The organism is Aminobacter sp. P4_D5 (genome assembly GCF_056401815.1).
Map to the genome: position 1 here is coordinate 1 of NZ_JBFUIP010000156.1, position 13,639 is coordinate 13,639.

The window sequence follows — 13,639 nt, forward strand, 5'->3', positions numbered from 1 at the left end:
CCACAGCTCACCACAGCTCAGCCAAAGGCCGCGCCTGAAGCCAAGCCCGCCGCGAAAGCCAAGGCGAGTGTAGCGCCTGCCAAGGCCCCGGCACCGAAAGCGGCACCAGCCAAGGCTGCGGCGCCCAAGAAGACTGTCGCTGCGAAGGCGACCAACGCAGGAAAAGCCTCGTGAGCGCCGAAGACGACGAGATCGAAAAGTCCTCGGCCCCACTTCTCGAACATCTGATCGAGCTGCGTACGCGGCTGATGTGGTCCATCGGCGGCTTCTTCGCCGCCTTCCTGGTCTGCTTCTTCTTTGCCAAGCAACTGTTCAACCTGCTCGTCATCCCGTTCAAATGGGCGACGAAATGGGCAGGTCTCGATCCGCACAAGGTCGAGCTGATCTACACCGCGCCGCAGGAATTTTTCTTCACCCAGATCAAGCTTGCCATGTTCGGCGGCCTGGTGATTGCTTTCCCGCTGATCGCCACGCAGATCTACAAGTTCATCGCACCCGGTCTCTACAAGAACGAGCGCAATGCCTTCCTGCCGTTCCTGATCGCCTCGCCTGTCCTGTTCTTGATGGGCGCGTCACTGGTGTATTTCTTCTTTACCCCAATGGTGATGTGGTTCTTCCTTGCCATGCAGCAGGCCGGCACCGACGATCAGGTGCAGATTTCGCTGCTGCCCAAGGTGTCGGAATATCTCAGCCTGATCATGACGCTGATCTTCTCCTTCGGCCTGGTGTTCCAGTTGCCGGTGGTGACCACGCTGATGGCGCGGGTGGGCCTGGTTAGCTCGCAGGGGCTGGCTGACAAGCGCAAATGGGCGATCGTTCTTGCTTTCGTGGTGGCGGCCGTGCTGACGCCGCCAGACCCGGTCAGCCAGATCGGCCTTGCCCTTCCCACGATCCTTCTTTACGAGATTTCCATCTGGACCGCCCGGATGATCGAAAAAAAGCGCGAGAAGGATCGTGTGGCGAGCGAAACGCAGGACGCGGGCGAAAGCACCGCCGAGAAGCAATCGCCAGCAGCATCGACCTCGCTCGAAGGCACAGGCAGCGGCACCAACGCTAGCTGACAGCCCGATCCGCCGTCGCGGTCGTTTCGACAACCGCGACGACCGGAATTTTTAAATGCTTGATATCAAATGGATTCGTGAGAACCCTGGGGCGCTTGCCGATGCACTTGGCAAGCGCGGGCAGTCGGCCGAGGTGGCGAGAGCCACCGTTGACGACCTGATCGCCAAGGACGAGGCGCGTCGCGCCCATGTCTCCAAGCTTCAGGAAGCGCAGGAGCGCCGCAATGCTGCATCCAAGGAGATCGGCAATGCGATGCGCTCGGGTGATTCCGCACTCGCCGAGAAGTTGAAGACCGAGGTCGCAGAGATCAAGGGCTTCATCCAGGACGGCGAAGGCCGCGAGCGTGAGCTCGACAAGGCGCTCGACGCGGCACTTGCCGTGATCCCGAACGTGCCGCTCGAAGACGTGCCGGTCGGCAAGGACGAAAACGACAATGTCGTGCTGCGCAAGGTTGGCACGGTTCCGCCGCGCCCGAACTGGGTGAAGGAGCATTTCGAGATCGGCGAAGCGCTCGGCCTGATGGATTTCGAGCGTGCCGCCAAGCTTTCCGGTTCGCGCTTCACCGTGCTCAAGGGGCAGCTGGCGCGCCTTGAACGCGCCCTTGGCCAGTTCATGCTCGACCTGCACACCACCGAGCACGGTTACACCGAGGTCCAGGTGCCGCTTCTGGTGCGCGACGATCCGCTCTACGGTACGGGCAATCTGCCCAAATTCGAGGAAGATCTATTCTTCGTGCCGCATGGCGACAGTCGCCTGGGCCTCATTCCGACCGCCGAGGTGCCGCTGACCAATCTGGTGCGCGAAGAAATCCTGGCGAGCGAGCAGTTGCCACTGCGCATGACGGCACTCACGCCGTGCTTCCGCTCGGAAGCAGGGTCCTCCGGGCGCGATACGCGCGGCATGCTGCGCCAGCACCAGTTCTACAAGGTCGAGCTGGTTTCGATCGTCGATGCCGAAAGCGCACTTGCCGAGCACGATCGCATGACCGAATGCGCGGAAGAAGTGCTGAAGCGCCTCGGCCTGCCGTTTCGTACGATGGTGCTTTGCACCGGCGATATGGGCTTCGGCGCGCGCAAGACGCATGACATCGAGGTCTGGCTTCCCGGCCAGAACACCTATCGTGAAATCTCGTCCTGCTCGGTCTGCGGCGATTTCCAGGCGCGCCGCATGGATGCCCGCTATCGTCCGAAGGAAGAGAAGGGCACGCGTTTCGTGCACACGCTCAACGGCTCGGGCGTGGCTGTCGGCCGCGCGTTGATCGCGGTGCTCGAAAACTACCAGAACGAGGACGGCAGCGTAACGATTCCTGAAGTCCTGCGTCCTTACATGGGTGGTCTCTCCAAGATCGAAATGAAGTGACATGCGCATTCTGCTGACCAACGACGACGGCATCCACGCTGAAGGCCTTGCCTGCCTGGAGCGGATCGCCAACCAGCTATCGGACGATGTCTGGGTGGTGGCGCCGGAAACCGACCAGTCAGGTTATGCGCATTCTCTGTCGATCTCCGAGCCGCTTCGGCTGCGCAAGATCAGCGACAAGCATTATGCGGTGAACGGCACGCCGACCGATTGCGTCATCATGGGCGCGCGCAAGATCCTGCCAGAGCCACCGGACCTGATTCTGTCCGGCATCAATTCGGGTCTGAATGTCGCTGACGACGTGACTTATTCCGGCACCGTTGCCGGTGCCATGGAAGGGGCGCTGATCGGCATCCGCTCGATCGCGCTCAGCCAGGCCTACATCTATGAGAATGACGAGCGCATCGTGCCGTATGAAACGGCCGAAGCGCTGGCGCCGGCGCTGCTGCGCAAGCTGATTTCGACGGAGCTGCCGATCGGAGTGCTGCTCAACGTCAACTTCCCCAATTGCCCGCCCGAAGAGGTGACGGGACCGGTTGTGGCGAGTCAGGGCAAGCTGTCTTACGGCATCTGGGTCGAGGAGCGCCGCGATGGCCGCAGCCTGCCATATTACTGGCTGCGTTTCGGCCGCGACGAGCCGGTGTTGAAGCCGGGCACCGACCTTCATGCCGTGCGCAACAAGCAGATTTCCGTGACCCCGCTCAAGCTCGACATGACGGCGCATGAACTGCGCGATCAATTGGCCAAGGCAATTGCATGAACATGATGCCGGACGACCGTGAAGGTTTCGCCGCCTTTCTCCTTCGCCTTCGTGGGCGCGGCATCGTTCCGAAAAATCTCATTGCTGCTTTCGAGGCGACGCCCAGGCGCGACTTCATCTCGGGCCAATTCCATTCCATCGCCTGGTCGGATCGCATGTTGCCGATCGAATGCGGCGAGGCGATCGAAGGTGCCGATCTCCAGGCTTCGGTCATTGCCGCGCTCAACATCGAACAGGGTAACCGCGTGCTCGAAGTCGGAACCGGCTCGGGCTATACTGCGGCGGTCATGGCCCGGCTCGCCGGCCGTGTCGTCACGATAGATCGCTACAAGACGCTGACCGAACAGGCGCGCCAGCGCTTCGAGGTTCTCGGCATGAACAACGCGCTGGTCCGTCAGGGCGACGGTTCCAACGGGTTGCCGGGCGAGGGGCCGTTCGACCGCATCGTGGTGTGGGCGRCATTCGACAGCTATCCGCGCATGTTCGTCGACCAGCTTTCGAGCGGCGGCACGATGATCGCACCGATCGGCCCCGAAGAGGGCGAACAGGTACTGTGCAAGCTGACCAAGATCGGCAGCCGCTTTGAACGCGAAGATCTGGGTGTTGTCCGCCTGCAAGCGCTGGCCCGCGGCGTCGCTGCCATTCTGTAGCCAAAAATCGTTTTCAAGTTTGTGCATGAACCAGGTAGCTGGCGGCGCTTGGCCGTGCGCCGCCGCCATTCATGAAGCAATTGATTTATTTGATCCTCTTAACCGACCAGTAACATTAACGCGCTTTAATCAAGCCTAGTTGGTATCGGGTAAAGCGCGGGTCAGTGCGATGCGTTTCAGTATTTTGAAGACGAATAAACGCTCTCTGGCGCGCGGTGGCGCCGTGCTGCTGGTTGCCGGCATGGCGGCAGGGTGCAGTTCCGGAGTGTCGCGATTCGGCGGCGGTGGCGTCGACGATCTCTTTACGGCATCGACGCCCAACCAGCAGTCGATCATCAACAATCAGCAGCAGCCGCAGCCCTATCCGGGCGATCCCCAGATGGCGGCAGCGCCCGTAGCCCCCAGCAGTTCGGGTTCGGTTAGCCGTGGCAGCCTCCAGCCGGTTTCGTCGCAGCCTCTGCCCGCACCTGTCGCTCAGGCTCCCACGCTTGCCCCGGCCCCTGTTCGTACAGCTCAGGCGCCGATTGTCGATCGCACCGCGACAGCTACGCTAGCCCAGCCGCAGACGGCGCAGGCAGAACAGAATACGCTTAAGCTGCCGACCAAGAAGCCGCTGCCGGTCAATCCGCCGCTGTCGACTGACAAGGTTGCGGTGTTGCCGCAGCAGCCCAAGACCAGGGAAGGTGCCGTCGCGCAGCTCGACTCTTCGGCTGACAAGAATGCCAAGCCGGTTGGTGCCGGTGGCGGCTATAAGGTTGCGGAGGGCGACACGCTCAACCGCATCGCCCAAAAGCTCGGCGTCACAACCGCAGCACTCAAACAGGCCAATGGTCTTCAGGACGGCCGCATCCGTATCGGTCAAACGCTGAAGGTACCTGGCGCGACCACGACCGTTGCCGCGGCGAAGCCCGCAGCCATCGATCCGGTGGTCACAAGCACGCCTGCTCCGGCCAAGCCGGCCGTTGCCGCGGCGAAGCCCGCTGCCGATGCACCCACGGTTGCTTCTTATACGCCGCCGAAGAAAGACAAGCTGGTCGAGCAGGCCGAAGAATCGTCGGCACCTGCGCCGAATGCCACCGGCATCGATCGCATGCGCTGGCCGGTGCGCGGCCGGGTCGTTGCCAACTATGGCAAGGGCGGTGGCAAGTCGAATGACGGCATCGACATCTCGGTGCCGGAAGGCACGCCCGTCAAGGCTGCCGAGAACGGTGTGGTCATCTATGCTGGCGACGGGCTCAAGGAGTTCGGCAACACCGTGCTGGTGCGTCACGAGAATGGTCTTGTCACCGTCTATGGTCATGCCAGCCAGCTGAAGGTTCAGCGTGGCCAGAAGGTCAAGCGTGGCGACGAGATCGCGCTTTCCGGCATGAGCGGCAGCACCGACGCGCCGAAGCTGCATTTCGAGGTGCGCAAGAATTCAACGCCGGTCGATCCGAGCGGCTATCTGGAATAATTTCGCGGGTCGTTTGACCTCCATCAGACCCGCCAGTTCCGCCCGTCCCGAATCAGGGGCGGGCGTTTTCGTTTGGGGCATCAGTCCTTGAGCGACTTGCCGAGGCGACCGGCCAAATCCTGGATGAACTGCCAGGCGACGCGACCGGAGCGGCTGCCGCGTGTCGTTGCCCATTCCAGTGCTTCAGCACGCAACGATTCCGGATCGTTGTCGAGGCCGTGGTAGCTGGCATAGCCGCTGACCATGTCGAGATATTCGTCCTGCGAGCATTTGTGGAAGCCGAGCCACAGGCCGAAGCGGTCCGACAGGGAGACCTTTTCCTCGACGGCTTCGGACGGGTTGATCGCGGTCGAGCGCTCATTGTCGATCATGTCGCGTGGCAACAGGTGCCTGCGGTTCGAGGTCGCGTAAAAGATCACATTGCCCGGCCGGCCTTCGACGCCGCCTTCGAGCGCGGCCTTGAGCGATTTGTAGGACGTGTCGTCATGGTCGAACGACAGGTCGTCGCAAAACAGGATGAAGCGATAAGGCGCTGCCTTGAGCTGGTTCATCAGCTTGGGCAGCGTGTCGATGTCCTCGCGATGAATCTCGATCAGCTTGAGGGGGGCGGCTGTTTTGCCTGAAGCGTTGATCGTGGCGTGTGCTGCCTTGACCAGCGACGACTTGCCCATGCCGCGCGCGCCCCACAAAAGCACGTTGTTGGCGGGCAAGCCGGCGGCGAAGCGTTCTGTGTTGTCGACGAGAATGTCGCGAACACGGTCGACGCCCTTGATCAGGCCGATGTCGACGCGATTGACGCGGTGGACGGGCTCGAGATAGCCGGGATCCGCCGCCCAGACGTAGCAGTCGGCGGTGTCGAGATCGGTCTCAGGAGCAGGTACGGGCGCCAGCCTGGCTACCGCTGCGATCAGACGGTCGAGTTTGTCGTTGAGTGCTTCGAACGTCTTTTCCATGGCTAATCCTGTCGGTCTCTACATTTCAAATGACGCGCGACGCTGTAACACGCTCAAACAACCCGGAAAAGCGCCGTAACTGGCCGGATGTGCAGTTGCATTGGTCGCTTTAGCGACTATATTCCGCGCACATTTCCGGGGCACCGATGTACGGTATCCCGATACTTTCTCAGGAGACATTCATGTTCGTCACGCCGGCATACGCACAGGCCACCGGGGCTACGCCCGACGTTCTCATCAGCATTCTGCCGTTTGTGCTGATCTTCGTGATCATGTATTTTCTTATCATCCGCCCGCAGCGTACCCAGCTGAAGAAGCGTGGCGAGATGCTTGCCGCAATCCGCCGCGGCGATACGGTTGTCACCGGTGGCGGCTTCGTCGGCAAGGTGACCAAGGTCATCGACGACAATGAACTCGAGGTTGACCTGGGCAACGGCCTCAAGGTGACTGCGCTGCGCGGCACCATTTCAGACGTTCGGGTCAAGGGCGAGCCAATCGCCAACCAGAACGCCAAGAAATAATCGCAGTCGAGGCGAGACGCACCGCTTTCACGCCTTAACGGACGAGGCCAAATGCTCTATTTTTCGCGCTGGAAGACAATCTCGATCTGGGCCGTCGTGCTCCTCGGGATGCTCTTCACCATTCCGAACATGCTGACGCAGTCTCAGCTCGATTCCCTACCGGGGTGGTTTCCCAAACGCGCGCTGACGCTTGGCCTCGACCTTCAGGGCGGCTCGCACATCCTGCTGTCCATCGACAGGCAGGATTTGATCGACGAGCGTCTGCAGGCGACCCGCGACGACATCCGCACCATGCTGCGCGACGCCAAGGTCGGATACACCGGCCTGACCGGAACGGGTAAGACGATCCAGGTCCGCATCACGGATCCCAACGAGCTCGAAGCGGCGAAAACGGCACTGGCGACGCTGATCGCGCCGATTTCGTCGAGCATGTTCGGCACCGGTTCGGTGAGTGAACTTGCGCTCGACGAGCCTGAGCCGGGCCTGTTGCGCTACACGCTGACTGAGTCCGGTATCGATTATCGCGTCAACAACGCGGTCACCCAGTCGATCGAAGTCATCGGCCGCCGCGTCAATGAACTCGGCACCACCGAGCCGATCATCCAACGTGCGGGTTCCGACCGCATCCTCGTCCAGGTTCCGGGCCTTCAGGACCCGACCCGTCTCAAGGAAATCCTCGGCAAGACTGCCAAGCTGACCTTCCAGATGGTCGACCAGTCGATGTCTCCGCAGGAGGCGATGCAGGGCCGTCCGCCGGCGGGCTCAACTGTGATGTATTCGCAGGACGATCCCCCCGTTCCGTATCTGATCGAAAACCGGGTCATCGTGTCGGGCGAAAACCTCACCGATGCGCAGGCGACATTCGACCAGCGCACCAACGAGGCGGTCGTATCCTTCCGCTTTGACGGCAAGGGCGCATCGCGCTTCGGCCAGGCCACCCAACAGAATGTCGGCAAGCTGTTTGCCATCATCCTCGACAACCAGGTGATCTCGGCGCCACGCATCAATGAGCCGATCCTCGGCGGTTCGGGCCAGATTTCCGGTAACTTTACCGCTGAGAGCGCCAATGACCTGGCCGTTCTGCTGCGCGCCGGCGCGCTGCCGGCCGATCTGACCATCGTCGAGGAACGCACCGTCGGCCCAAGCCTTGGCGCCGATTCGATCGCGGCGGGCAAGTTTGCCTCGGTGATCGCCGGTATCCTCGTCGTTTCCTTCATGCTGGTTGCCTATGGCACGCTCGGCATCATCGCCAATATCGCACTTGCCGCAAACGTGGCGCTGATCATCGCGATCCTCTCCATCCTGGGTGCTACGCTGACGATGCCTGGCATCGCCGGTATCGTCTTGACCGTTGGTATGGCGGTCGACTCCAACGTCATCATCTACGAACGCGTGCGCGAGGAGCGACAACTCGGTCGCTCGCTCGTGCAGTCGCTCGATCAAGGCTTTTCGCGCGCGCTGGCGACCATCGTCGACGCCAACTTCACCACCTTCATCGCAGCGATCATCCTGTTCTATCTTGGCTCGGGTCCGGTGCGCGGCTTTGCCGTTACTCTTGCCATCGGCATCGTGACGACGGTGTTCACTGCCTTTACGCTCACCCGCTGGCTGGTTTCGATCTGGCTGCGCCGCGCCAAGCCCAAGGAATTGCCCAAGGGTTTCGTGCGCTTCGTGCCGGACAACACCAAATTCTCGTTCATGGGACTGCGCCGCTATGCCTTCGCGCTGTCGGCGGCCGCGTCGCTTGCGGCGATGGCGTTGTTCTTCACCATCGACATGAATTACGGCATCGACTTCAAGGGCGGCACCAGCCTGGAAGTACAGGCCAAAAGTGGCGATGCCAGCTCGTCCGACGTGCGCGCACGGCTCAGCGAGCTCAACATCGGTGACGTTCAGGTCCAGGAATTCGGCGCCGCAAGCACCTTGCTGATCCGGGTCGAAGGCCAGAAGGCCGGTGACAATGCCGAGCAGAGCGTGGTCGAGAAGGTGCGTGGCGAACTTGCCAACGACTATGATTTCCGCCGTGTTGAATCGGTTGGCCCGACGGTGTCGAGCGAACTCGCATTGTACGGCGCGCTCGGCGTGATGGCCGCGATGCTCGCAATGCTGGTCTACATCTGGTTCCGCTTCGAGTGGCAGTTCGGCCTAGGCGCCATTCTCGCGACCATCCACGACGTGACCATGATGGTCGGCCTTTATGTCATCACCGGCATCGAGTTCAACCTGACCAGTATCGCGGCGATCCTGACAATCGTCGGCTATTCGATCAACGATACCGTCGTCGTTTACGATCGTGTCCGCGAAAATCTGCGCAAGTACAAGAAGATGCCGATCGAGCAGTTGCTCGACCTGTCGATGAACCAGACGCTGTCGCGTACGGTCCTGACGGGCCTGACCACACTGCTCGCCCTGATTTCGCTCTACCTGTTCGGTGGCGAGGTCATCCGGTCCTTCACGCTGGCAATGATCTTCGGCATCGTGGTCGGCACTTACTCGTCGATCTTCGTCGCCGGCCCGCTGCTCATCCTGTTCAGGCTGCGGCCGGCAGGCATCGATGCTGACGACAAGGGCAACCACAAGCCGGCGGTGCCGGCTAGCGCTCACCCGACCAAGTCGTAACTGGATATGGCAGGGCTAATCATCCGAGAAGCGCATTTCCCCGGGCGGGCGCCCGTCGACGCCTATGGCGACGGCGGCTTCCGTTTCGCGGACATGTCGCATCGCGGTTCGATCCTGTGCCTGCCGTCCGGCATCTATGGATGGCAGCCGGCAGACCCATTGGCACTGCAGCCGTCGGATTTCGAAAAGCTCTTCGCCGAGGCGACGCAGGTGGAAATCCTGCTCGTCGGCATGGGCAAGGAACTGCGGCGCTTGCCCGAGACACTGAGGGCGGCACTCAAGGCCGCCAAGATCTCCGCCGATCCGATGTCGACTGGGGCTGCGGTGCGTACCTACAACGTGCTGCTTGCGGAAGAGCGCGCGGTAGCCGCCGCTTTCATTGCTGTCGGCTGACCGTGAACGAGGCGAACGGGGCAGCGAAGGCTTTGATGGAAGCGGTGCGTATTGCCGACCGCGACCGCTATCTCGCGGCACTTTATGCACCCGAAGACAAGCGTCAGGCTGTTTTGGCGCTCTATGCGTTCAACGCCGAGATATCAGGCATCCGCGATCGCGTCAGTGAGCCGATGCCCGGCGAGATCAGGTTGCAATGGTGGCGCGATGTCATCGCTTCCGGCGATAGGGAAGCCGGCGCTGGGCATCCTGTCGCCACGGCATTGATGGCCGCGATCGAGACATATCGCCTTCCGGTTGCGGCCTTCGACAGCTATCTCGAAGCCCGTATCTTTGACCTCTACGACGACCCTATGCCCTCGCGCACCGATCTGGAAGGCTATTGCGGCGAAACCGCCTCCGCGCTGATCCACCTTTCCGCCTTGGTGCTCGATGCCGACGAGGCGCCGAAGCACGCGGAGCTTTCCGGCCATGCCGGCTGCGCGCAGGCGATCACAGGATTGCTGCGGCTGCTGCCGATCCATCGCGCGCGTGGCCAATGTTATGTCCCAAGGGACATCCTCGCTGCCGCCGGGACGACGCCGGAAGAATTCGTGGCGAACGCAACCGCCCAGTCGTCACGGCATGCCGTTCAGGCCATGGCCGCACTGGCGCGCGAGCATCTTCGGGCGTTTGAGCGCGGCGCCAAGGATCTGCCTGACACATTGCGGCCGGCTTTTCTGCCGCTTTCGCTGACGCCGACCTATCTCGACCGACTGGAGCGCGGCAAGGACGGCATGTCTTCGCTGCGCAAGCACTTGCTGATGCTGAAGACCGCTTCGCGCGGCTGGTAGCTGTTCAAGTCGCCGCGACGTGTTCGTCGCGCTTGGTGTAGAAAAAGAAGCGGTCGAGGCCACGGGAATTGACGTAGGAGCGGACGTCGCGATGCAGGCGCCGGGCAACGCTCGCCGAGGAAGAATTGTCCGGCGCTACGATCGAGCCGATCTCCATTTCGTCCCTTGCCGCAAAGCCATACGCCATCGCGGCGCGCGCCGCTTCGAGCGCGATACCGTGGCCGCGCCACGCCGGAGCGACATGGTAGCCGATTTCGAGGACGCGAGCGCCTGCCACGTCTTGCCAGGTCGGACCGCAATCGCCGATCAGCGCGCCACTTGCCTTGTCGATGATCGCCCACAGCCCGAATCCGTCCCGCTGATAGCGGTCACGGTTCCTGTCGATCCACTCGATGGCAGCGGCTTCGGTCGTCATCTCCGGATAGAAGCGGCGCGCATAGTCGTCAGCGAAGATCGCCAGGATCTCCGCTGAATCGTCCGGCTGCATCTCCCTCAAGATCAGGCGCGCGGTCTCGGGAGGAAGCATGCTTTGCCTCGTTTTTATTCCGCTGCTTGTGCTGCTTCGGCAATGCCGAGCCAAGCCCGACAATCGACCAGCGCGCGTGCCGTCATCGCCTTTTTCTTGGCGACGGTCTTTTCCTTGCCGCGCAGGCGCTTGCCTTCGACCTTGGGCGCTTCCATCACTGGAAACAGGCCGAAATTGACGTTCATCGGCTGGAACGAGCGTTTGCCGGGCTCATCGTCGGAAACGATGTGGCCGCCGGTGATGTGGTTGAGCAATGCGCCGAACGCGGTGGTGACCGGCGGCTGGCTCAAAGGCTGGCCAAGACGCTCGGCTACGGCGAAGCGCCCGGCAAGCAGGCCGATGGCGGCACTTTCGACGTAACCCTCGCAGCCGGTGATCTGGCCGGCGAAACGCAGGCCGGGCCGCGACTTGAGCTGCAGCGTCGGATCGAGCAGCGTGGGTGAGTTGAGATAGGTATTGCGGTGCAGTCCACCGAGACGGGCGAACTCGGCGTTCTCCAGGCCTGGAATCATGCGGAGCACATTGACCTGCTCGGCATACTTCAGCTTGGTCTGGAAACCGACCATGTTGTAGAGCGTGCCGAGTGCATTGTCCTGACGCAGCTGGACAACAGCATAGGCCTTCACCGTCGGATTGTGGGCATTGGTCAGGCCCATCGGCTTCATCGGGCCATGACGCAAAGTCTCGCGACCACGCTCGGCCATCACTTCGATCGGCAGGCAGCCGTCGAAATAGGGCGTGCCTTCCCATTGCTTGAACTCGGTCTTCTGGCCGTCGAGCAGCGCCTGGACGAAGGCGTCATACTGCTCCTTGTCCATCGGGCAGTTGATGTAGTCCTTGCCGGTGCCGCCGGGGCCGACTTTGTCGTAGCGCGACTGGAACCAGCAGACATTCATGTCGATGCTGTCGAAATGGATGATTGGGGCAATCGCATCGAAGAAGGCGAGTGCGTCCGCACCGGTATTGGCAGCGATGGATTCGGCAAGCGAAGGCGCGGTCAGCGGGCCGGTGGCGATGATCGCCTGGTCCCAGTCGGCGGGTGGCAGGCCAGTGACTTCCTCGCGAACGATTGATATCAGCGGATGGGCTTCGAGCCGTGCGGTGACRGCGTTGGAGAAGCCATCGCGGTCGACGGCGAGCGCGCCGCCGGCGGGGACCTGGTTGGCGTCGCCCGCGCTCATGATCAGCGAGCCGGCAAGTCGCATCTCGGCGTGCAGCAGGCCCACGGCGTTGGTTTCAGCGTCATCCGAGCGGAACGAATTGGAGCAGACCAACTCGGCCAACCCTTCAGTCTTGTGCGCGTCGGTGCCGCGGACACCACGCATTTCATGCAGGATCACCGGCACACCGGCCGAGGCCACCTGCCATGCTGCTTCTGATCCGGCGAGGCCGCCGCCGACGATGTGAATAGGTTTTGTGCTCATTGCGCCGGAATAATCCCTTGGTCGGGGGARTGCAACGATTGCGGCGGTTACCACGATATGACTTGGGGGTTGCGAGCAGCGCGTGACAACTTCTAAGATGTCCAAATGGCGGGACATTCAATTTGCCGGTTGCTCATTGCCGGCATATTCACGTTTTCAAATTTCATCGGCATCGCGCATTCAGCACCGAATGTGGTGGCGACCAAGCGCATCGACATCTGTCATGGCTATAGCTGCGCGTTCCGATCGCGCCTCGACCTTGGACCGAATGACGCCAAGCGATTTGCGTCGATTCTCGCGGCCGGTCAGGCGTCGCCGCAGGCCGAGCGGGCAGCAATCGCCAGGGCGGTCAGCTATTTCGAAACGCGCGCGCAGCAGGTTACCGGCGTCCGCGACCAGCCGAAGTCGGAATTCGGCGCCTCGAAGGTCAGGGGGCAGATGGATTGTGTCGACGAATCGACCAACACCAACTCTCTGCTTCGCTATCTCGATGGCCGTGGCCTGCTCAAATACCACAAGGTCGAGGCGAAAACCTCGCGCGGGTTCCTGCTTGATGGACGCTATCCGCACTGGACGGCGGTGGTTCGCGCGCCCGGTGGCGTCAAATGGGTCGTCGATTCCTGGTATGCGCCCATGGGCGGCGCCCCCGACATCATCCCGCTCAGCGAGTGGAAGGTGCGCGGCGTGCTGGAAAGCGGCGCGCTCGACTAACAATGCCTTGAGCAGGTCCAAAACGACAACACCCGCCGGGGGAGGACCGGCGGGTGTCGTTTTGGTGGTCAGCTTCAGGGAGGAGGAGGAAGCTGACCTATTCGCCTTTGCCGGGGAGGAGGTCGGCGCAGGCGGAATTCCTTTCGCCGATCAAAGAGGGCGAAACTCTCGGAGGTAACGACACCCGCCAGGGGAGGAGGTCTGGCGGGTGTGTTAAGGTGGYCAGCTCATCGGGAGGAAGAAGCTGGCCTGATCTGCCATTGCCGGGGAGGAGGTCGGCGCTGGCGGAATTCTTTTCGCCGATCAAAGAGGGCGAAGCTCTCGGAGGTAACGACACCCGCCAGGGGAGGAGGTCTGGCGGGTGTGTTAAGGTGG

Annotated in this window: 13 protein-coding genes; 10 read left to right on the forward strand and 3 right to left on the reverse strand. The window is 61.9% G+C overall.

The window, feature by feature from the left end; genetic code table 11:
* The first annotated feature begins 170 nt into the window (after positions 1-170).
* The 5 genes from tatC (at position 171) to AC1DWF_RS24885 (ending at position 5,284) form a co-directional block, all read left to right on the forward strand.
* Complete coding sequence (gene tatC / locus AC1DWF_RS24865; protein WP_476787720.1) at positions 171-1,061, forward strand: twin-arginine translocase subunit TatC; 891 nt, start codon at positions 171-173, stop codon at positions 1,059-1,061.
* A gap of 55 nt (positions 1,062-1,116) precedes the next feature.
* The gene (gene serS / locus AC1DWF_RS24870; RefSeq protein WP_476785721.1) at positions 1,117-2,421 is read left to right on the forward strand and encodes a serine--tRNA ligase; all 1,305 of its coding nucleotides are present in this window, start codon (positions 1,117-1,119) and stop codon (positions 2,419-2,421) included.
* A gap of 1 nt (position 2,422) precedes the next feature.
* On the forward strand, positions 2,423-3,181 hold the full coding sequence (surE, locus tag AC1DWF_RS24875; RefSeq protein ID WP_476787719.1) for a 5'/3'-nucleotidase SurE: 759 nt from the start codon (positions 2,423-2,425) through the stop codon (positions 3,179-3,181).
* Positions 3,178-3,831: a protein-L-isoaspartate(D-aspartate) O-methyltransferase gene (locus AC1DWF_RS24880; RefSeq protein WP_476842159.1), complete on the forward strand. Its 654-nt coding sequence runs from the start codon at positions 3,178-3,180 to the stop codon at positions 3,829-3,831. The genes surE and AC1DWF_RS24880 overlap by 4 nt, the downstream gene beginning before the upstream one ends.
* Before the next feature lie 169 nt (positions 3,832-4,000).
* Positions 4,001-5,284: a peptidoglycan DD-metalloendopeptidase family protein gene (locus AC1DWF_RS24885; protein ID WP_476804235.1), complete on the forward strand. Its 1,284-nt coding sequence runs from the start codon at positions 4,001-4,003 to the stop codon at positions 5,282-5,284.
* 80 nt (positions 5,285-5,364) lie between these two features.
* Here the strand turns inward: AC1DWF_RS24885 and AC1DWF_RS24890 are convergent, their stop codons facing one another.
* Entirely contained in the window at positions 5,365-6,237 is an 873-nt protein-coding gene (locus AC1DWF_RS24890) for an ATP-binding protein (RefSeq protein WP_476787717.1), read from the reverse strand.
* Positions 6,238-6,419: 182 nt separating this feature from the next.
* On the opposite strand from AC1DWF_RS24890, the gene yajC reads away from it, so the two are divergent.
* From yajC to AC1DWF_RS24910, 4 genes are read left to right on the forward strand one after another with little or no spacing between them, the layout of a single operon-like run.
* Complete coding sequence (gene yajC, locus AC1DWF_RS24895; RefSeq protein WP_476787716.1) at positions 6,420-6,758, forward strand: preprotein translocase subunit YajC; 339 nt, start codon at positions 6,420-6,422, stop codon at positions 6,756-6,758.
* A gap of 51 nt (positions 6,759-6,809) precedes the next feature.
* Entirely contained in the window at positions 6,810-9,377 is a 2,568-nt protein-coding gene (gene secDF, locus AC1DWF_RS24900; protein ID WP_476787715.1) for a protein translocase subunit SecDF, read from the forward strand.
* 6 nt (positions 9,378-9,383) lie between these two features.
* Positions 9,384-9,770 (forward strand): Mth938-like domain-containing protein, encoded by a 387-nt coding sequence (locus AC1DWF_RS24905; RefSeq protein ID WP_476784023.1) that lies wholly within the window; start codon positions 9,384-9,386, stop codon positions 9,768-9,770.
* A 35-nt stretch (positions 9,771-9,805) separates the two neighbouring features.
* The gene (locus AC1DWF_RS24910) at positions 9,806-10,603 is read left to right on the forward strand and encodes a phytoene/squalene synthase family protein (protein WP_476784022.1); all 798 of its coding nucleotides are present in this window, start codon (positions 9,806-9,808) and stop codon (positions 10,601-10,603) included.
* Positions 10,604-10,607: 4 nt separating this feature from the next.
* Here AC1DWF_RS24910 and AC1DWF_RS24915 read toward each other — a convergent pair whose 3' ends face one another.
* Both AC1DWF_RS24915 and trmFO read right to left on the reverse strand, forming a co-directional pair.
* Positions 10,608-11,129, reverse strand: a complete 522-nt coding sequence (locus AC1DWF_RS24915) for a GNAT family N-acetyltransferase (RefSeq protein ID WP_476784021.1) — start codon at positions 11,127-11,129, stop codon at positions 10,608-10,610.
* 14 nt (positions 11,130-11,143) lie between these two features.
* Entirely contained in the window at positions 11,144-12,553 is a 1,410-nt protein-coding gene (gene trmFO, locus AC1DWF_RS24920; protein WP_476784020.1) for a methylenetetrahydrofolate--tRNA-(uracil(54)-C(5))-methyltransferase (FADH(2)-oxidizing) TrmFO, read from the reverse strand.
* A gap of 105 nt (positions 12,554-12,658) precedes the next feature.
* Between trmFO and AC1DWF_RS24925 the strand changes: the two genes are divergently transcribed.
* A complete protein-coding gene (locus AC1DWF_RS24925) occupies positions 12,659-13,264 on the forward strand; it encodes a hypothetical protein (RefSeq protein ID WP_476784019.1) in 606 nt (201 codons plus the stop codon).
* Positions 13,265-13,639: the final 375 nt, after the last annotated feature.